The organism is Nonomuraea sp. NPDC049158 (genome assembly GCF_040648335.1).
Lineage (GTDB): Bacteria > Actinomycetota > Actinomycetes > Streptosporangiales > Streptosporangiaceae > Nonomuraea.
The window spans coordinates 719,930-737,752 of sequence record NZ_JBEZDM010000001.1 but is presented as its reverse complement, the minus strand read 5'-3'; the positions used below and the strand labels follow the sequence as shown (position 1 = coordinate 737,752).

Here is a 17,823-nt window from a genome sequence, read left to right as displayed (position 1 = left end):
GGAACCAGGAGCAGCAGCCCGAGAACCCACCGACAATGCCATTGTCATCACAGGGCCAGCCGTATCCTCCGCAGCAGTCCTACCAGCAGCCCCAGTACGGCCAGCAAGCTCCAACAGGGCAGCAGCCGTCCTATGGGCAGCAGGCGTCTTACGGGCAGCAGGGCCCCCAGTATGGGCAACAGCCTTCATACGGCCAGCAGCCATATGGCCAGCAACAGCCCCAGTATGGGCAGCAGCCACCTTCGTACGGCCAGCAGGCGCCCGCGTACGGCCAGCAAGCCCCGACAGGACAGCAGCCGTCCTACGGGCAGCAGTCTCCCCAGTACGGGCAGCAGGCGTTTGGCCAGCAGGACCAGTACGGCCAGGCCGGTTGGCAGCAGCAGGGCCCCGAGGGCTTCGGCCCCGCCGAGCCCGCCAAGAAGAGCCGCAAGGGCTGGATCATCGCCATCGCCTCGGCGCTGGCCGTGGTCCTGCTCGGCGGCGGCGCGGTCTGGGCGGTCGGCGCGATCGGCGGCGGCGGCACGCAGCCGCACGAGGTGCTGCCGGCGAGCTCGATCGCCTATGTACGGCTCGACCTGGACCCGGCGGCCAACCAGAAGGTGGCGCTGTTCCAGATCGCCAGGAAGTTCACCGTCACCAAGGACACCTTCAAGGGTGACGACCCGCGCCAGGCGCTCTTCGACCTGACGCAGGACAGCGGTTTCTCCAAGGTCGACTTCGCCAAGGACGTCGACCCCTGGCTGGGCAGCAGGATCGGCCTGGCCATCGTCCCGTCGGGCGGCAAGGAGCCCGACTACGCGGTGGCCGTCCAGGTCAAGGACGAGGCGCAGGCCAAGGCGGGCATCACCAAGCTGATGGGCAAGGAGAAGTTCGGCCTGGCCTTCCGTGACGACTACGCGCTGGTGACCTCCAGCCAGTCGCTGGCCGACAAGTACGCGGCCGAGACCACCAGCCTCGCCGACAACGCCGACTTCAACGACGACGTGAACGCGCTCGGCGAGCAGGGCGTGCTGTCGTACTGGGCGCACCTCGGCAAGGTCGGCGAGTTGGCCCTGACCGACAAGTCGAGCGAGCAGGCCAAGGCCCTCGAGCAGGTCAAGAACGCCAGGTTCGCCGGAGCGCTCCGCTTCGACAGCTCCTACGCCGAGCTGGCCGGCGTGGTTCGGGGCGCCGAGGGCATGGTCGACGGCGACCTGGAGCCCACCAAGCTGTCGACGCTCCCCGCCTCCACCGCGGGCGCGCTGTCCTACTCGGGCCTCGACCAGATCATCACCAAGAAGTGGGCCGAGATCGAGCAGTCCGTCGCGGCGTCGCCGGCGGGGGCCCAGTTCAAGCAGTTCGTCGACCAGGCCAAGCAGACCTACGGCCTGCAGCTGCCCGACGACCTGGCCACGATCCTCGGTAAGAACCTGACCCTCGCGGTCGACGCCGAGGGCCTGGACAGCGACAAGATCAAGGGCGGCCTCCGCATCACGACGGACCCGGCCAAGGCGCAGGCCGTCTACGACAAGATCCAGAAGGCCATGACGTCCAGCGGCCAGCCCGCTCCCCAGCTCGCCAAGGTCGCGGGTGACGGCACGTTCACCGTGGCGACCACCGACGAGTACGCCAAGGCACTGGGCGGGGACGGCACGCTGGGCGAGAGCCCGACCTTCCAGACCGCGATCCCGGACGGCGACGATGCCACCTTCGCCCTGTTCGTGGACCTCGACAAGGTGGAGAAGTACTACCTGTCGAGCATGGAGGGCGACGACAAGGCCAACGCCCAGGTCCTGAAGGCGGTCGGTATGAGCGGCAAGCAGACCGCCACCGAGGCCACCTTCTCGCTGCGGGTCCTGTTCAACTAGTACGAACACGAGTGGCCGCCCCCTCGGGGGCGGCCACTGTCATGCGGCCACTGTCATGCGGTCACTGTCATGTGGCCACCCGTCAGGCCCAGAGCTGGCCTTCGAGGCGGTGCTCGGCCTCGTCCAGGGTGCCTTCGTAGGCGCCCGTGGACAGGTACTTCCAGCCTCCGTCGGCGACCACGAAGACGACGTCGGCGCTCTCCCCCGCCGTCACCGCCTTGGCGGCCACGCCCAGAGCGGCGTGCAGCGCCGCCCCCGTGGACACTCCGGCGAAGATCCCCTCAGCGGCGAGCAGTTCCCGGGTCCGGCGCAGCGCGTCGGCCGAGCCCACCGAGAACCGCGTGGTGAGCACGGACTCGTCGTAGAGCTCCGGGATGAACCCCTCGTCCACGTTCCGCAGCCCGTACACCAGCTCGCCGTAACGCGGCTCGGCGGCCACGATCCGCACGCCGGGCACCCGCTCGCGCAGGAAGCGCCCCACGCCCATGAGCGTCCCCGTCGTGCCGAGCCCGGCGACGAAGTGGGTCACGGTGGGCAGGTCCTCAAGGATCTCGGGTCCGGTCGACTCGTAGTGGGAGCGCCAGTTGGCCGGATTGCCGTACTGGTAGAGCATCACCCAGTCCGGATGCTCGGCCGCGAGCCCCTTGGCCACCCGCACGGCCTCGTTGGAGCCGCCCGCCGCGGCGGAGGAGATGATCTCCGCCCCCCACATGCGCAGCAGCTGGCGGCGCTCCTCGGAGGTGTTCTCCGGCATGACGCAGATCAGCTTGTAGCCCTTGAGCTTGGCCGACATCGCCAGGGAGATGCCGGTGTTGCCGCTGGTGGGCTCCAGGATCGTGCAGCCGGGGGTGAGCAGCCCGTCCTTCTCGGCCTGCTCGACCATCCAGAGCGCGGGCCGATCCTTGATCGACCCGGTCGGGTTGCGGTCTTCGAGCTTGGCCCACAGGCGTACCTCGGCCGACGGCGAGAGCCGGGGAAGGCCGACGAGCGGCGTGCGACCGACCGAGTCGATCAACGATTCGAAGCGCATGTCACCCGCCGGCGACGGCGGGCAGCACGGTCACCGTGTCACCGTCGGACACCGGCGTGCCGAGGCCGCCGAGGAAGCGCACGTCCTCGTCGTTGAGGTAGACGTTGACGAAGCGGCGCAGGTTGCCCTGGTCGACCAGGCGGTCCTTGATCCCGGGGTGCAGGGACTCAAGGTTGCTGATCAGCTCGTCGAGGGTGGCGCCCTCGGCGTCGACGGCTTTGGCGCCGGCGGTGTACGTACGAAGGATGGTCGGAATGCGAACCTCGATGGCCATCGCGGTCAGTCTCCTCGGGTCAGGTCGTCGTCCCATCGGCAGCAACGCCGACGGCTGAACACGGATTCCTGATCAGCGACAGTCGTAGACGACGACAGCCGGGGTATGCGCGAAGAGGTAGCTCTGCACCGGCCGGACCATCATGGTACGAACCTTACCTCTTCCTCTGTTATCGCCCCATCGAGGATCCGGTACGAGCGGAACTCCGTCTCGTCCTCGTCCCTCGTCGAGACCAGAACGTAGTGGGCGTCGGGCTCTGAGGCGTAGGTCACGTCGGTGCGCGAGGGGTAGGCCTCGGTCGCCGTGTGGGAGTGGTAGATCACGACGGGTTCCTCGTCGCGGTCGTCCATCTCGCGCCAGACGCGCAGCTGCTCCAGCGAGTCGAAGCGGTAGAAGGTGGGCGAGCGTTCGGCGTTCTCCATCGGGACGAACCGCTCGGGCACTCCGCCCCGTCCCGCGATCACGCCGCACGCCTCGTCCGGGTGGTCGGCCCGCGCGTGGGCAATGATCTTGTCCACGAGGTCCTGCGAGATCGTCAGCATGTCGGGAAATTACCAGAGGGCCCGGACCAGGGTGTCCTGCAGGTAGGTCAGCCAGTCGTAGGTGACGTAGGCCGGGTAGCGGGGGTCGTCCTCGGACATCGTGGCGATCTCGTCGTGGATCTCCTCGGTCACCTCGAGCTTGGTGCCGAGGGCCAGCCGTACGTCGTTGAGCGAGCGCAGCCACGCCTGGGCCTGCTCGGGCGTCAGCTCGCTGCGGCCCGGCCGGGCGCTGTCGAGCATGGTCTGCGCGTCGGCGCGCTTGCCGTCGCGCAGCGTCGCCTCGGTGTAGCGGCGGAACTCCGCCGCCTCCTTCTCGTCCTGGTAGGCCGAGGGGAACAGCCGGGCGAGCACCGGATCGGACGGCGCCGCCCCGGCCCCGATGCCGATCCCGAGCGCCCGCTCCAGCGGGTCGTCGCCCGTCTCGCCCGGCGCCACCAGGCCGAGCACCTGGGTGACCAGCGAGCGCAGGATCGACACCTCCGCCGCCTCGAACTCCGCGATGACGCCGCCGCCGTCCCGCGTCGAGAACCCCGAGTTCACGTGTGCCGCCTCACTTGACCGAATCCGGCTGAACCGTCGCCCACAGCCCGTAGGAGTGGAGGATCTGCACGTCGCGCTCCATCTCCTCCCGGGTGCCGCTGGATACGACGGCTTTGCCTTTCTTGTGCACGTCCATCATGAGTTTTTCGGCCTTCTCCTTGGAGTAGCCGAACACCGTCTGGAAGACGTACGTCACGTAGGACATGAGGTTGACCGGGTCGTTCCAGACGATCGTCACCCATGGCAGGTCGGGCCGGACGTCCGTTGACGGACGCTCGACGGCCATTGGAGCAGTGCTACCCACATCCCCCATCCTGCCCTACCCCGGCCGTAGTCTTCGAGTCGTGGCAATGACCATGAGCACTGCGTTGCTCACAGATCACTATGAACTGACGATGCTTCAGGCGGCACTGCGGAGCGGCGCCGCCCACCGGCGGGCGGTTTTCGAGGTGTTCGCCCGGCATCTCCCGGGCGGACGGCGCTACGGGGTTGTCGCCGGGACGGGACGTGTCCTGGACGAGCTGGAGAACTTCCGTTTCGGTGACGAAGAGCTGACCTATCTGCGGGAGAACGAGGTGGTCGACGACGCGACCCTCGATTTCCTCGCCGGCTACCGGTTCTCCGGAGACGTCTACGGCTATCGCGAGGGCGACGTCTACTTCCCCGCCTCTCCGATCATGGTGGTGGAAGGAACGTTCGCCGAGGCCGTACTCCTGGAGACTTTGACCCTCTCCATCCTCAATCATGACTGCGCCATCGCCTCCGCCGCCTCCCGGATGACCAACGCGGCGGGCAGCCGCCCGATCATCGAGATGGGCTCGCGCCGTACGCACGAGTGGGCCGCCGTGGCCGCCGCCCGCGCCGCCTACATCGCGGGGTTCGCCTCCACCTCCAACCTGATGGCCGGGCGGGTCTACGGCGTCCCGACGGCCGGTACGGCGGCGCACGCGTTCACGCTGCTGCACGACTCCGAGCGAGCGGCGTTCGCGGCCCAGATCGCCACTCTCGGCCCGGAGACCACGCTGCTGGTCGACACCTATGAGGTGGCCGAGGCGGTCCGTACGGCGATCGAGCTGGCCGGCGCCAAGCTGGGCGCGGTGCGGATCGACTCGGGCGACCTGGCGGCGGCCGCGCAGGAGGTACGCGAGCAACTCGACGCGCTCGGCGCCTTCAACACGCGCATCGTGGTCACCTCCGACCTGGACGAGTACGCCATCGCCGCCCTGGCCGCCGCCCCCGTCGACGGCTACGGCGTGGGCACCTCGCTGGTGACGGGCTCCGGTGTGCCCACCGCCGCGCTGGTCTACAAGCTGGTGGCGCGCGAGACCGCGGCGGGCGTCATGGAGCCGGTCGCCAAGCGGTCGGTCGGCAAGCCGTCGCGCGGAGGGCGCAAGGAGGCCTACCGCCTGTTCGACGAGACCGGACACGCCGACACCGAGCTGATCACCACGTCGGGGCCGGCGCCGGAGGGCGGGGTGCGGCTGCTGCACCAGCTCGTACGAGACGGCGAGGTCATCGGCAGGGAGCCGCTGATCGAGGCCCGCGAGCGACACGCCGAGACCGTGGCACGCCTGCCCCAGGAGGCGCTGCACCTTGGCAGGGGGTACGCGGCGATCGCTACGGAGTTCTCCTGACGTAGGGTGCTTCGTATGGGGACCGCGCTGATCATCGTGGACGTGCAGAACGACTTCTGCGAGGGCGGCAGTCTGCCCGTGGCGGGCGGTTCCGAGGTGGCCGCCGCGATCACCCGCTACGTGGACGACCACGGCTATAACCACGTGGTGGCCACCCGCGACTACCACGTCGACCCGGCCGGCCACTTCTCCGACGCCCCCGACTACGTGACGACCTGGCCCGCGCACTGCGTCGCGGGCACGCCGGGGGCGGACTTCCATCCGGCGTTCGACGTCTCGGCCGTGGAGGAGGTCTTCTCCAAGGGCGCCCACGCCGCCGCGTACAGCGGGTTCGAGGGCGCCTCCGGTGACGACGTGTCGCTGGCCGCCTGGCTGGACGAGCACGGAGTGAGCGAGGTGGACGTGGTGGGGATCGCCACGGACCACTGCGTCCGCGCCACGGCCCTCGACGCGGTCCAGCACGGCCTGGCCGTGCGCGTGCTGCTCGACCTCACGGCCGGGGTGGCGCGGGAGACCACGGACCGCGCGCTGGCTGAGCTGCGGGCCGCGGGCGCCGTCTTGCAGGGCACGCCGTCCGTCGGCTGACTCTCGTACGCGGCGCGGTGCGCTGACTTTCGCACGCCGTTCTTGCGCCGGCCTTCGCACGCTGTTCTTGAGCTGACTTTCGAACGCTGTTCTTGCGCCCGCCTTCGCGCGCTTTCAGCACGTCGCCTGTGTGCCGATCATCGACCACGAAGAGTACGCGATGCGCGACGCTGCGGTCATGTGATATCCAGAAGGCGAACGCTCTCCGCGCCCACCCAGCCACGGAGAGCGATAAGCCTTCTTCCTGGTGTGAGGTTCCCCATGCTCACCTTCTCCCTCGGCCTCGCCTGGCTGCTGCTCGCCCCGCTCAGCCTCTGGGTGCTCGTCCGCGGGCGCAACGGAGCCAGGGTCGGGGCCGTGGTGACCCTGGCACTGCTGGAGGCGGCCACAGTCGCCATGACCGCCGAGGAGCGGGATGCCGCGGTCGTCGCCCATGACGCGCCGCCGAGCGTGTTCTCGATGGCCTGCGCGGCGCGTACGCCGATGCCTCAGACGGCCAGGCTGAGCGGCGCGCGCGACGATCTGACGCTGTCCTGGCCCGCCTCTCCCGACGAGTGCGCGACGGCGCAGGTCACGCTCCGTCCCAAGGGACGCGGGCTGCGCGTCTGGGTCCGCGAAGGGCCGTCGGTCGGCGAGGGCAAGGGGGCGCGTACGGTGCCCGTACACGTCGTCGGTGGCGCCGCCTCACTGCGAGTGCCGCTCGACCCGCCCGCCCCCGCCCGGCTCAGCCCGGTCGACGGCCACACCGGCCACCGCATCCCAGCCGCGACCGACGACCGCCCTGGCACCTCAACCACGACCGACGGACACCCTGGGACCCCCGCGGCGACCGACGGACACCCTGGCACGCCGGCCGCGACCAAGGGCCGACGTCCTATGAGATGACGTTCCAAGAGATGACGTTCAGGAGATCACGGAGCCCTGCCGCAGCGCCTCGTCCAGGTCGGCGTAGACCTCGAACGCGTGCCGCATCGGCGCCCGGCACGGCCATGAGCAGCCTCTTCGCTGCCGTGTCCTAACCGTGACACTATTCGGGGCCCATGGCCACCGGATCGCGAAGATCCCTATCACGCTGGCCTGGTCGCCCGGCGAGGACGATCACGTTGGCCTGGTCGCCCGGCGAGAAGGGAACCTCTCGCCGGGCGTTGGCGCTAGCGTCGCTGGGTGGCCCACTGGCGGATCTTGGCGATCCGCTCCTGGATCTCGGCGGCGGTGGCCTGGGCGATGGGCGGCCCGCCGCACGCCCGGCGCAGGTCCGAGTGGATGACGCCGTGGGGCTGGCCGGTGCGGTGGTTCCAGGCGCCCACGAGGCCGTTGAGCTCCCGCCGCAGCTCGGCGATCTGCTCATGCGGCGCCAGCGCGGGCGGCGCGCTCTCGGCCTTCTTGGCCTTGGCCGCCTGCTGGTCCGACTGCCGCTTGCGCAGCAGCGTGGCCACCTGGTCGGGCTCCAGCAGGCCGGGCAGCCCGAGGAAGTCCTCCTCCTCCGCCGAGCCGACCTCCGCCCCGGTGCCGAACTCGCCGCCGTCGAAGAGCACCCGGTCGAACGTCGCCGAGGTCTCCATCATCTCGAACGGCAGCTCGTCACCGAGGACGTCTGGATTGTCCTTCTTCCTGTTGGCATCCTCGAGCAGGCTGTCGTCCAGCCCGTCCTCCGGCGGACGGCGGTTGAGCACGTGGTCGCGCTCCACCTCCATCTCGTTGGCCAGGCCCATGAGGGTCGGCACCGAGGGCAGGAACACCGAGGCCATCTCGCCGCGCTTGCGGGCCCGCACGAAGCGGCCGACCGCCTGGGCGAAGAACAGCGGTGTGGAGGTCGAGGTGGCGTAGACCCCCACGCACAGCCGCGGGATGTCGACGCCTTCGGACACCATCCGGACCGCCACCAGCCAGCGGTCACCGGACGCGGCGAACTGCTTGATCTTGTTAGACGCCCCCGGATCGTCGGAGAGCACCACGGTGGCGCCCTCGCCAGAGATGTTGCGCAGGTGGCGGGCGTAGGCGCGGGCCGCCTCGTGGTCGGTCGCGATGACCAGGCCACCGGCGTCGGGGACGCCGCGCCGCACCTCCGTCAGCCGCCGGTCGGCGGCCTCCATGACCTGGCGGATCCAGTCGCCCTTGGGGTCGAGCGCGGCGCGCCAGGCCTGGGAGAGCTGATCCTTGGTGAGCGGCGTGCCCAGCGTGGCGGCGAGCTCGTCGCCCGCGCGAGTGCGCCACTTCATCTCCCCGGAGTAGGCCAGGAAGATGACCGGCCGGACGACCCCGTCGTCGAGGGCCGGGCCGTAGCCGTAGGAGAAGTCGGAGACGCTGCGCTTGAGCCCCTCGGTGTCCTCCTCGTAGCCGACGAACGGGATCGGGTTGTCGTCGGACCTGAACGGCGTGCCGGTCAGCTGGAGCCTGCGGGTGGCCGGCTCGAACGCCTCACGGATGCCGTCGCCCCACGACTTGGCGTCGCCCGCGTGGTGGATCTCGTCGAAGATGACGAGCGTCTTGCGAGCCTCCGTGCGCGCCCTGTGGAGGGCGGGGTGCATGGCGACCTGCGCGTAGGTCACGGCCACGCCGGTGTAGTCGCGGGAGGTGGCGCCCTGGCTGTTCTTGAACTCGGGGTCGATGCCGATGCCGACCTTGCTGGCGGCGTCGGCCCACTGGCGCTTGAGGTGCTCGGTGGGGGTGACGATGGTGATCGCCCGGATCACCCCGTTGGCGAGCAGCTCGCTGGCGATGCGCAGGGCGTAGGTCGTCTTGCCCGCGCCCGGCGTCGCCACGGTGAGGAAGTCACGCGGCTCGCGCCTGAAATACAGGTCGAACGCCTCCTGCTGCCAGGCACGCAACTTGGGGGCGGTGCCCCATGCGGCGCGGTCGGGGTAGGAAGGCGAAAGATGGGATGCGGCGAAGGTGCTCACCGCATCACCTCTGGGGTTCGTGTGCTTCGCTGTCTCACAGTGACCCAAGAGTAATCGGGCCCACCGACAAGACGTGCCGTGCACCGGGGATCCTGGCCAAGCTCATCCTTGCGTGCTAAGGGGCGTACGGGGCTTATCGCACGCTCGACATCACCGCGTCGAGCGCCTGCCTTCGGGTGGTTTCTTCGGGTTGGAGCAGGCCGACGAGCAGCACTGCCTTGCCGTCCCGGGTGAGGAGTGTGACACGTAGGTAGGCGGGTGTGTTCGCCACATCCTGGTATTGCGCTCGTAGCGCACGCGTGTGCCCTTGTGGCAGGACTTTGTCCTCCACGATGTCGACCTTGTCGCCTTTGAGCAGCAGCCTGGAGTACAGCTCCGCCGCGTCCTTGGCGGCCTTCCGCAGGTCGGCCACGGGATCGGGGACCGGCCTGGCCATGACGAGCGCACCATCGCTCCTGGCGGCCGAAGTGAATCCGGTCACAGGCGGCACCCCGGCCTCCTGCCACCCCGCCGGCAGGGTGATCGTCACCCCCGCCCGCGAGTCGCTCAGCCGCACCGTCGCGGGCGCTGGAACGGCCACCCGCAGCACGACCATGACGAGCGCCGCGATCAAACCGGTGGCCAGGAGCAGCACGAGCACCACCCCGGCCGGCCGCCGCCACCGTACCCGCCCCGACAGGCCGGGATCGGCGGGCACCCCGTAGTGGCGAGCGGACGGGGGCAGGGACTCCCACGGCACCTGCGGATCGCCGTCGTCCCGCTCGAGTCCTCGCCCGGCGGTGCGCCGCAACTGCGGATTCCAGAGATCCTCCGGCTCGTCCCCCTCCTCGCTCTCGGGATCGCCCCTCCCGTGCCACGAATACCCCCCGCCGACCTCGTCATCGTCGGTTACCGCCCCCCGCCGCACCCACCCGAGCCCCCGGCCCCCGGGACCTCGCCGCGCGGCCCGGTCCTCCCGTACGGGGTCCTGCGGTGAGGACCCGTCCTCGCGCAGAGGGCTCCGCCGCACGGCCCCGCCACCGCGTAGAGGGTCCTGCGCCACCCCGTCCTCGCGCAGGGCGTCTCGCTGTGAGGACCCCTCATCGCGCGGGGAATCCCGCCGTACGGCCCCATCCCCGCGTAGAGGGTCCCGCACCGCCCTGTCCTCGCGCAGAGGGTCCTGCCGCGAAGACCCGACATCGCGTACAGACTCCCGCCGCCCGATCCGCGGGTACGGATCCCCGCCCCTGCGCCCCGGACTCGGTGCCTCCTCGCGCCGCTGTGGCGCCCTACCAGACGACCGCTGAGGCGCCGCGTCCGATGACCGGTGCGGCGCCGTGTCGAACGACCACTGGGCCTCCGTGCCAGATGGCCCCTCGGGCTGGGGGTCAGTTGGCGTCTGGGGGTCGGTGTCGTCGGGGGGAGGAGCGGGAGGGGTGCGGCGGTGCCTGGCTCCCGAGCTCGGCGGCCAAACGCGGCGATCGTCCTCCATGACACCTCCTGCCCGCTGTCCTATCACTCCTGCCCGCGCGGGTCCGGCGTTCCGTGATCGCTGTGACAGGAGGGAAAAGAATCACCTTTGCACCGGGTCAGTCGGAACGAGTGCGAGAGGCGAGAAGGGTCGCGCCGAGCGCTATGGCCGACATCAGACAGCAGATGACCACGAAGCCTCGCGCGATCATCCCCGGGCTGTGGCCGATGAGATTGATCAACGCGCCCCCGAGGCCCACCGCCAGCGCGGACCCCAGCATGTCCGTCACGGAAAGAGCGGCGGAGTTGGCCCCCTGCTCGTTGACCGGCGACTGCTTGAGCGCCGTGACGCTGACCGTGGTCATTCCGATGCCCATGCCGAACCCCGCCACGATCCACGCAGGCACCGCGACCCAGCCGGTGATCCCGGGCAGGACCGACAGCAGCCCGAGCAGCACCCCCGCCATGACGCAGGCGGCTCCCATCCGGATCCGCCTGTGTGGCTCGACCGAGCGCCTGCTCTGCAGGTACGACCCGGTCGACCAGCCGAGGGCCCCGGTCGTGAGCGCGATGCCCGCCGCCGTGGGGCCGAACGACTTGACCTGCTGGAGGGCGAGGGGAATGAAGGAGTTCACACCGAAGAAGGCCGCCGAGAACAGGCCGCGCATCATGATCGTGGTCGGCAGCCCCCGGCTGAAGCGCAGCGCGCCCGGCGGCAGCAGCTTGGCCAGGCCGTACCCGAGGCAGACCAGCCCGACCAGGACCGCGACGGCGCTCGGCACCGGCGAGACATGAAGCTTGTCCACGCCGTACAGCAGCACGCCCGCCCCACCGGCTGCGGCGGTGGCGGCCACGGTCATCGCGAACGGCCTGGAACGCGCGCCCTCCACCGACCCACCACCCGCTCCAGACGAGGCGGATGAGGAGGATGGCCCGGATGACCCCAATGTGCCCGACGAGTCCGATGAGTCCGACGAGCCGGGCAAGTCTGGCAAGTCGCCCGAGCCCATGTCCCCGGAGGCGTGGGACGCGCCCGCGTGTCCGGAGGCGTGGGACACATCCACGTGCCCAGAGGCGTGGGACACATCGTGCCCGGAGGCGTGGGACACATCCCTGTGCCCGGAAGCGTGGGACTCGTCCGGCTCGTGGGCGGGCTTGTTCAGCGCGGGGACCAGCATGACCAGGGCGGGCACCACGAGCGGGATGATCCCGAAGAACACCCACCGCCACCCCCACGTGTCCGCCACGAACCCGGCCACGGCCGGCCCGACCATGGCGGGCACCACCCACGCCGCCGACAGCCCCGCGAACACCTTGGGCCGCACGTCGGCCGGATAGACCCGGGCGATCATCACGTACACGGCGACGATCGTGCACCCGGCCCCCAGCCCCTGCACGCCCCGCGCGGCCAGGAACAACACCTTGGTCGAGGCCGCCCCCGCCAACCCCATCCCGACCACGAACAGCACCACCCCGACCAGGAACGGGATCGTGTAGCCCCGCCGGTCCGACCAGAGCCCGGACACCACGTTCGCGAACAGGCTGGCGATGAGGAAGGCCGAGAAGCTCAGGCCGTAGAGGTCGAGCGCGTCGAGCTGCTCGGAGATGACCGGCATGACCACGCCCACCGACATCCCCTCGAAGGCGATCAGCGTGATCACCAGCAGGATGCCGATCGTGGCCGTGCGATAAGCCGAACCGAAGATGCGAGGTTGATCGTACGGAGTGTCGAGTGCCTTCGGTGCTGTCACCCAAACATCCTAGTTGTGCCGCTATTTCAGGACGACGCGCCAGTCAGCGCGGCACACATGCCAGCGCGACGCCCCGTCAGAGGGCGGACAGCGAGCCGCGGCCCCGATAGACGGCCCACATCTGGTGCATGCGTTTCGCCTGTTCAGCCGTGAACTCCCACATGCACCGGTCATGCGCGTAGTCCATGTAGTTGTGGATGGGATCCGGGCCCCGCTCCGCGCAGGTCTCCTTGGAGTCGGGGCAGCCCTCCGTGGGTCTGGCCTCAGGTGGGGTGTCGGCGATGCCGTCGCCCGGGTACGCGCAGCCGTTCTCGAAGGTGTGGAAGAGGCCGAGCCAGTGGCCGATCTCGTGTACGCCGGTGTAGCCGCGGTTGTAGTTGACCAGCGTGCCGCCGGGCAGGCTGCGCCAGTCGATGACGACGCCGTCGAGGGTGGGGCTGTCCCTGTACCAATAGGGGTAGGTGGAGAAGCCGAGGACGAGGTCGCCCAGCTGACCGATGTACAGGTTCAGGGTCTCGGGGCCGCCCCGGCGCAGGGCGGACTTCATGGCGCGCTCGTTGCCGATCGGGTCGATGAACCAGGAGGCGTCCTCCTTGACCGAGATGCCGTCGAGGCGGAAGCGCACCCCGGTGGCGGCGCCGCCCAGCGCGCCGCTGTAGGCGGAATTGAGCGCGTCGATCTGCGCCCTGACGTCCGCGTTGGAGGCCCGCCGTACGCCGTCGGTGAGTACATGCACCCAGGTAGGAACGATGACCTCGTCCGGAACCGTCACCCCGGCGAGCCGCTGGGCGAGCTCGGACAGCACCTGCTCCACGTCGCGCGGCCTGGGCTGCCGCGGCCCCAAGGACCGCGGATCATCCCCCAGCCCCCCAGCCGGTCTGCGCGCCCCACCGGACCCACCGTCGCGGCCCGGACCGGACACGCCACCCTGGGCCGCACCGGACGCTCCGTCGCGAGCCGTACCGGACGCGCCGTCGCGGGCCGCAACGCCGTCGTGGGCCGCGCTCAGACCCACCTCGCGTGGCGAGTCCGGGGCGGAGCAGTCAGCTGCGGCTCGGGCCCCAGAGGCGGGACGGAGCGGCGGTGTGAGCCCGGCCGCGAGCAGGCATGCCAACGAGACGGCGGTCGCGCGCCGGGCCATGCAATCCCCCGTTACGGTATGAGTAGGTCCGTATGCAGACCGTAGCTCTACCGTGGGTGATCACACTTGATCAACACTCACTCGTTGTTGTCGTCGCCACCCGACGGCAGCCCCTCGTAGATCTCCTTGCACTCGGGGCACACCGGGTATTTCTTGGGATCGCGGCTGGGCACCCAGACCTTGCCGCACAGGGCCCGGATCGGCGTGCCGGTTACCATGCTCTCGGTGATCTTGTGCTTGTCCGCGTAGTGCGCGAACCGCTCATGATCGCCGTCGCCATGCGACGTCCGCGGGGTGGTCTCCTGCTCAGGGAGGATCTTCGTGCTCACGTCACCGAGTCTATGCCCGGCTCCGAGCGCGTCTTCCCGGCCGAGATCGTTCAGCCCACGCCTTGGACACACGTACGGCCCCCGCCACCAGGCGAAGGCCGTACGAATGGCAAGAAGGGTCAGCCCATGTGCACCGGCGCGCCCTCGGTCTTGCGGCCGCTCTTGACGAACAGCGCCAGAACCGCGGTGAGGACCGCGACGCAGGTGCTGACCAGGAAGGCCAGGTGCATGCCGTCCATGAACGCGTTGTGCACGGCCCCGCCCACCAGCTTCTGGAGCTGCTGCGGGGTGCCGGCCGGGAGCCCGCCGAACGCGGCGGCCTTCTCCAGCAGCGACAGCTGGTCCGCCGGGATCCCCTTGGCCGTCTGGCCGAGGTAGCCGGGCAGCTTGCTGGAGATCTCGGACGCCATGACGGCGCCCAGGATCGCGGTGCCGAGCGCGCCGCCGACCTGCATGGCCGACTGCTGCAGACCGCCCGCGACACCACTGAGCTGGATCGGGGCGTTGCCCACGATGATCTCGGTGGCGCCGACGAAGACCGGCGAGAGGCCGAACGCCAGCAGCACGAACGGGATGCCGCTCTCGATGAACGAGGCGTCGATGCTCAACTGCGACATGAGGAACATCGCGGCCGCGGTGATCAGCAGGCCGGTGGCCATCGTGATCTTCGGGCCGACCCTGCCGATCATCATGCCGGCCAGCGGCGAGGCCACGATCATGCCGGCGCTCATCGGCAGCATGCGCAGGCCCGCGTCCAGCGGGCTCAGACCGTGAACGCCCTGGAAGAAGAAGCCGAGGAAGAACATCGCGCCGAACATGGCGAACGCCACCATCATCATCAGCACGGTGCCGATGGAGATGGACGGGTTCTTGAACAGGGACAACGGGACCAGAGGCTGCTTGGCCTTGCTCTGCCAGAAGACGAAGGCGGCGATGAGCACCACGAACCCGGCGATGAAGGTGAGCGTCGTGCTGTCGCCCCAGCCCCACTCCGGGGCCTTGATGATCGTCCAGACGAGCGAGAACATCGCGCCCGACAGCAGCACCACGCCGAGCCAGTCGATCCTGGCCAGCGACGGGATGCGGTTCTCCCTGATAAGGAAGATGCCCAGGACCAGCGCGATGATCCCCACCGGCGCGTTGATGAAGAAGACGGACTGCCAGCTGACGTTCTCGACCAGGACGCCGCCCACGATCGGGCCGGCCGCGCTGGACAGCCCGATGATGGCGCCCCAGGCGCCCATGGCCGCGTTCAGCTTCTCACCGGGGAAAGCACCGCGCAGCAGCGCCAGGGCGGCGGGCTGAAGCAGGGCGCCGAACAGGCCCTGCAGCACCCGCAGGCCGATCAGCGCGCCGATCGGCGACACGCCGGGGACGATGTCCGCCAGCTCCTGGCTGAGGCCGATACCGATCGAGGACAGCGCGAACCCGGCGACACCGATCAGGAAGACCCGCTTGTGTCCGAACAGGTCCCCGAGCTTGCCCGCCGTGATCAGGAACACCGCCAGCGCCAGCAGGTAACCACTGGTCACCCACTGCAGATCGGACAGCGATGCGCCCAGATCATGCTGGATGGACGGGTTGGCGATGCCGACCACGGTGCCGTCGAGCATCACCATGATGACGCCCAGGCAGACCGCCAGAAGCACCAACCATGGGTTGCCGCCCCCGGTCCCCGTCTCCCCGGGGCCGGGCGACGACGGCGCGTCGACCGTCCTCGCGTGAGCCATGAAATCCCCCTCAATACCGCCCCACACCGGGGCATAAGTCACTTAAGCCTCAGGTAATCTATGGCAGTCCATGACAGATGACAAACGGGTTTTATTTGTCGGACTATGACTTATGGCACACTATGACAGGAAGGTATCTAGGGAGTGACGCAAGTGGGTCTAAGGGAACGCAAGAAGGAGAAGACGCGTCTGGCGATCCTGGACGCCGCGCTCGACCTGTTCCTCGAACAAGGGTACGACTCGACCACCGTGGACCAGATCGCGGGGTCGGTCGAGATCTCCCCGCGGACGTTCTTCCGCTACTTCACCAGCAAGGACGATCTCGTGCTGTGGTTCCACGACCATGGCGAGGAGATCATGCAGGAGACCCTGCGGACCCGCCCGGCCGATGAGCCCCCGTTCACCTCGATGATTCACGCGGTGCGCGCGGTCGCGCACGACATGGAGGACTCAACACCCGAGGACACGGCGAGATTCCTGAAGTTGCGACGGCTTATGGATGAGAATCCGCGCCTGGTGGGCCTGTCCGTCGCCAGAGGCGCGGCGACAGAGCAGCGCCTGGCCGTCGAGATCGCCGCCCGTAGCGGCGTCGATGTGACCACCGATCAGCGTACGCACCTTATCGTGGCGTTCGCGATGTCGACGCTCCGGGTCGGGTTCGACTGCCCGCAGCCCGACGTGCCGGACATGCGGATCATCGTGGACCGCATGGAGAAGACCCTCGAACTCGCCCAGAACGCCTTCCGCCCCGGGTGGGACGTCTAGCTAGTTCAGCGTCGGGTCGTCCGGGCAGGTCGCCACGAAGGCCAGTTCGCCCGGCTGGCGCCGCAGGACGTTGCGCCACAGGGAGCCGGGGTCGGTGTGGAAGGTGTCGCCCACCTCCGAGTCGACGACATACCAGGCTCCTTCGGCGATCTCGCTCGCCAGTTGCCCGGACGTCCAGCCGGCGTAACCGGCGAAGATGCGCATCTGCGCGATCTCGCCCTGCAGGATCTCGGGCGGCGCGTCCAGGTCGACGGTGCCCAGGCGGGAGACTGCGGGCGTGCCCGCGTGCAACCTGCGCCAGCCCAGCGGCTCCTCGCCACTCGGCACCGCGGCCAGCGCCAGCGCGCTGTCGGTCTGTACAGGACCACCCTCGAACAGCACGGGCGGCCCGGTCACCAAGGGGTCCCACACCGGCAGCACCTGCGTCACCGAGATGTCGCTCGGCCTGTTCAGCACTACGCCGAGAGTGCCGCCGTCGAGGTCGTGTTCGAGGATCAGCACGACGCTACGACGGAAGTTGGGGTCGTCGAGAAGCGGCGTCGCCACCAGTAAACCGCCGACGTAGATCGCTTCCGCCATACCTCCATCATGAAGGGTCAACCCCCCATCTCGCTCCCCCACCACCTGCATGTTACTTTCCGTAGCCATGCGGGCACTATAGGTACCAAAGATCGCTATCCTGCGGGCTTGGGAGGAGCTCATGAGCATCGCGAACCGTCGCACGCTCGCCCTCCTGCCGCTCGGCGCGTGGCTGCTCCTCCCCGCGACGATGGGGGCTTGGGCGAGGTCGTCCGATCCCGGCGACCCGTTCACGATGTCCGCCGGGCGGCCCGGCTGCGGGAGCGGGCAGACGCTGGTCACGTTGCGCAACCAGACCCGCCAGCCGGCCCGCTTCGACCTCAAGGCGCACTCGGCCAGCATCGCCACCGGGTCCATCCCCGCCCACGAGTCGGTGACCCGGAACGTCCACGTCCGCCGTGGCCACAGCATGGAGATCAAGGCGTTCTCGGTCACCGCCGACCACCCCGACACGCTGATCGACTCGACACGGGTACGGAACAGCTGCTCCGGACACCAGAGCCGCCACCGCCCCCGCACGGGCCACCACCTCCCCCGCACAGGCCACCATCTCCCCCGCACTGGCCCGCCGAACGACCTGCTCGCCAAATTCGCCACGGCGGGCGGATTGCTCCTCACCGGCGCGGTCTTCTGGTGGTACAGCTCCGTCTGGCCACGCGGGTCCTTCCGATCCGGTACGAGACGATCCCGCCCCTGAGCCTGTACGGCGACGCGACCGGCAAGGTCG

General features: G+C 69.4%; 18 protein-coding genes. 6 read left to right on the top strand and 12 right to left on the bottom strand.

Features of this window, described 5'->3' with window-relative positions; all coding sequences use genetic code 11:
* The first annotated feature begins 35 nt into the window (after positions 1-35).
* On the top strand, positions 36-1,847 hold the full coding sequence (locus AB0B61_RS03240) for a DUF3352 domain-containing protein (RefSeq protein WP_358427173.1): 1,812 nt from the start codon (positions 36-38) through the stop codon (positions 1,845-1,847).
* A gap of 82 nt (positions 1,848-1,929) precedes the next feature.
* Here the strand turns inward: AB0B61_RS03240 and AB0B61_RS03235 are convergent, their stop codons facing one another.
* From AB0B61_RS03235 to clpS, 5 genes are all read right to left on the bottom strand, one after another.
* Positions 1,930-2,877, bottom strand: a complete 948-nt coding sequence (locus AB0B61_RS03235; protein WP_358427170.1) for a cysteine synthase — start codon at positions 2,875-2,877, stop codon at positions 1,930-1,932.
* A gap of 1 nt (position 2,878) precedes the next feature.
* The gene (locus tag AB0B61_RS03230) at positions 2,879-3,151 is read right to left on the bottom strand and encodes a MoaD/ThiS family protein (protein WP_225290416.1); all 273 of its coding nucleotides are present in this window, start codon (positions 3,149-3,151) and stop codon (positions 2,879-2,881) included.
* Positions 3,152-3,291: 140 nt separating this feature from the next.
* Complete coding sequence (locus AB0B61_RS03225) at positions 3,292-3,693, bottom strand: M67 family metallopeptidase (protein WP_358427167.1); 402 nt, start codon at positions 3,691-3,693, stop codon at positions 3,292-3,294.
* Positions 3,694-3,702: 9 nt separating this feature from the next.
* Positions 3,703-4,233: a DUF2017 domain-containing protein gene (locus AB0B61_RS03220; protein ID WP_358427164.1), complete on the bottom strand. Its 531-nt coding sequence runs from the start codon at positions 4,231-4,233 to the stop codon at positions 3,703-3,705.
* 10 nt (positions 4,234-4,243) lie between these two features.
* Positions 4,244-4,546, bottom strand: coding sequence for an ATP-dependent Clp protease adapter ClpS (gene clpS, locus AB0B61_RS03215; protein ID WP_219526749.1), 303 nt, complete (start codon positions 4,544-4,546; stop codon positions 4,244-4,246).
* A 31-nt stretch (positions 4,547-4,577) separates the two neighbouring features.
* Here clpS and AB0B61_RS03210 point away from each other — a divergent pair, with 31 nt between their 5' ends.
* The 3 genes from AB0B61_RS03210 (at position 4,578) to AB0B61_RS03200 (ending at position 7,337) form a co-directional block, all read left to right on the top strand.
* On the top strand, positions 4,578-5,867 hold the full coding sequence (locus AB0B61_RS03210; protein WP_358427159.1) for a nicotinate phosphoribosyltransferase: 1,290 nt from the start codon (positions 4,578-4,580) through the stop codon (positions 5,865-5,867).
* 15 nt (positions 5,868-5,882) lie between these two features.
* On the top strand, positions 5,883-6,452 hold the full coding sequence (locus AB0B61_RS03205) for a nicotinamidase (RefSeq protein WP_358427155.1): 570 nt from the start codon (positions 5,883-5,885) through the stop codon (positions 6,450-6,452).
* Between the two features lie 261 nt (positions 6,453-6,713).
* Complete coding sequence (locus AB0B61_RS03200) at positions 6,714-7,337, top strand: hypothetical protein (protein ID WP_358427152.1); 624 nt, start codon at positions 6,714-6,716, stop codon at positions 7,335-7,337.
* Positions 7,338-7,603: 266 nt separating this feature from the next.
* On the opposite strand, the gene AB0B61_RS03195 is transcribed toward AB0B61_RS03200, so the two are convergent.
* The 6 genes from AB0B61_RS03195 to AB0B61_RS03170 all read right to left on the bottom strand — a co-directional run bounded on the left by AB0B61_RS03195 (position 7,604) and on the right by AB0B61_RS03170 (position 15,752).
* A complete protein-coding gene (locus tag AB0B61_RS03195) occupies positions 7,604-9,352 on the bottom strand; it encodes a DEAD/DEAH box helicase (RefSeq protein ID WP_358427149.1) in 1,749 nt (582 codons plus the stop codon).
* 133 nt (positions 9,353-9,485) lie between these two features.
* Positions 9,486-10,487, bottom strand: coding sequence for a hypothetical protein (locus tag AB0B61_RS03190; RefSeq protein ID WP_358427146.1), 1,002 nt, complete (start codon positions 10,485-10,487; stop codon positions 9,486-9,488).
* Positions 10,488-10,920: 433 nt separating this feature from the next.
* On the bottom strand, positions 10,921-12,552 hold the full coding sequence (locus AB0B61_RS03185; RefSeq protein WP_358427143.1) for an MFS transporter: 1,632 nt from the start codon (positions 12,550-12,552) through the stop codon (positions 10,921-10,923).
* 76 nt (positions 12,553-12,628) lie between these two features.
* Positions 12,629-13,693, bottom strand: coding sequence for a zinc metalloprotease (locus tag AB0B61_RS03180; protein ID WP_358427140.1), 1,065 nt, complete (start codon positions 13,691-13,693; stop codon positions 12,629-12,631).
* A gap of 77 nt (positions 13,694-13,770) precedes the next feature.
* Positions 13,771-14,022 carry a DUF3039 domain-containing protein gene (locus tag AB0B61_RS03175; protein WP_225290405.1) on the bottom strand — a complete coding sequence of 84 codons (252 nt, stop codon included), beginning with the start codon at positions 14,020-14,022 and terminating at the stop codon, positions 13,771-13,773.
* 119 nt (positions 14,023-14,141) lie between these two features.
* Complete coding sequence (locus tag AB0B61_RS03170) at positions 14,142-15,752, bottom strand: MFS transporter (RefSeq protein ID WP_358427137.1); 1,611 nt, start codon at positions 15,750-15,752, stop codon at positions 14,142-14,144.
* A 153-nt stretch (positions 15,753-15,905) separates the two neighbouring features.
* Here AB0B61_RS03170 and AB0B61_RS03165 point away from each other — a divergent pair, with 153 nt between their 5' ends.
* Positions 15,906-16,517: a TetR family transcriptional regulator gene (locus AB0B61_RS03165; protein ID WP_358427135.1), complete on the top strand. Its 612-nt coding sequence runs from the start codon at positions 15,906-15,908 to the stop codon at positions 16,515-16,517.
* On the opposite strand, the gene AB0B61_RS03160 is transcribed toward AB0B61_RS03165, so the two are convergent.
* Positions 16,518-17,096 carry a YqgE/AlgH family protein gene (locus AB0B61_RS03160; RefSeq protein WP_225290402.1) on the bottom strand — a complete coding sequence of 193 codons (579 nt, stop codon included), beginning with the start codon at positions 17,094-17,096 and terminating at the stop codon, positions 16,518-16,520.
* A gap of 121 nt (positions 17,097-17,217) precedes the next feature.
* Between AB0B61_RS03160 and AB0B61_RS03155 the strand changes: the two genes are divergently transcribed.
* Positions 17,218-17,793 (top strand): hypothetical protein, encoded by a 576-nt coding sequence (locus AB0B61_RS03155; protein ID WP_358427132.1) that lies wholly within the window; start codon positions 17,218-17,220, stop codon positions 17,791-17,793.
* Positions 17,794-17,823 lie beyond the last annotated feature (30 nt).

Excerpts from the sequence above, each read along its gene's own strand:
- AB0B61_RS03240 (WP_358427173.1), top strand. The coding sequence starts at position 36 with ATGCCATTGTCATCACAGGGCCAGCCGTATCCTCCGCAGCAGTCCTAC.
- AB0B61_RS03170 (WP_358427137.1), bottom strand. The coding sequence starts at position 15,752 with ATGGCTCACGCGAGGACGGTCGACGCGCCGTCGTCGCCCGGCCCCGGG.
- AB0B61_RS03225 (WP_358427167.1), bottom strand. The coding sequence starts at position 3,693 with ATGCTGACGATCTCGCAGGACCTCGTGGACAAGATCATTGCCCACGCG.
- AB0B61_RS03160 (WP_225290402.1), bottom strand. The coding sequence starts at position 17,096 with ATGGCGGAAGCGATCTACGTCGGCGGTTTACTGGTGGCGACGCCGCTT.
- AB0B61_RS03205 (WP_358427155.1), top strand. The coding sequence starts at position 5,883 with ATGGGGACCGCGCTGATCATCGTGGACGTGCAGAACGACTTCTGCGAG.
- AB0B61_RS03200 (WP_358427152.1), top strand. The coding sequence starts at position 6,714 with ATGCTCACCTTCTCCCTCGGCCTCGCCTGGCTGCTGCTCGCCCCGCTC.
- AB0B61_RS03230 (WP_225290416.1), bottom strand. The coding sequence starts at position 3,151 with ATGGCCATCGAGGTTCGCATTCCGACCATCCTTCGTACGTACACCGCC.
- AB0B61_RS03180 (WP_358427140.1), bottom strand. The coding sequence starts at position 13,693 with ATGGCCCGGCGCGCGACCGCCGTCTCGTTGGCATGCCTGCTCGCGGCC.
- AB0B61_RS03235 (WP_358427170.1), bottom strand. The coding sequence starts at position 2,877 with ATGCGCTTCGAATCGTTGATCGACTCGGTCGGTCGCACGCCGCTCGTC.
- AB0B61_RS03155 (WP_358427132.1), top strand. The coding sequence starts at position 17,218 with ATGAGCATCGCGAACCGTCGCACGCTCGCCCTCCTGCCGCTCGGCGCG.
- clpS (WP_219526749.1), bottom strand. The coding sequence starts at position 4,546 with ATGGGGGATGTGGGTAGCACTGCTCCAATGGCCGTCGAGCGTCCGTCA.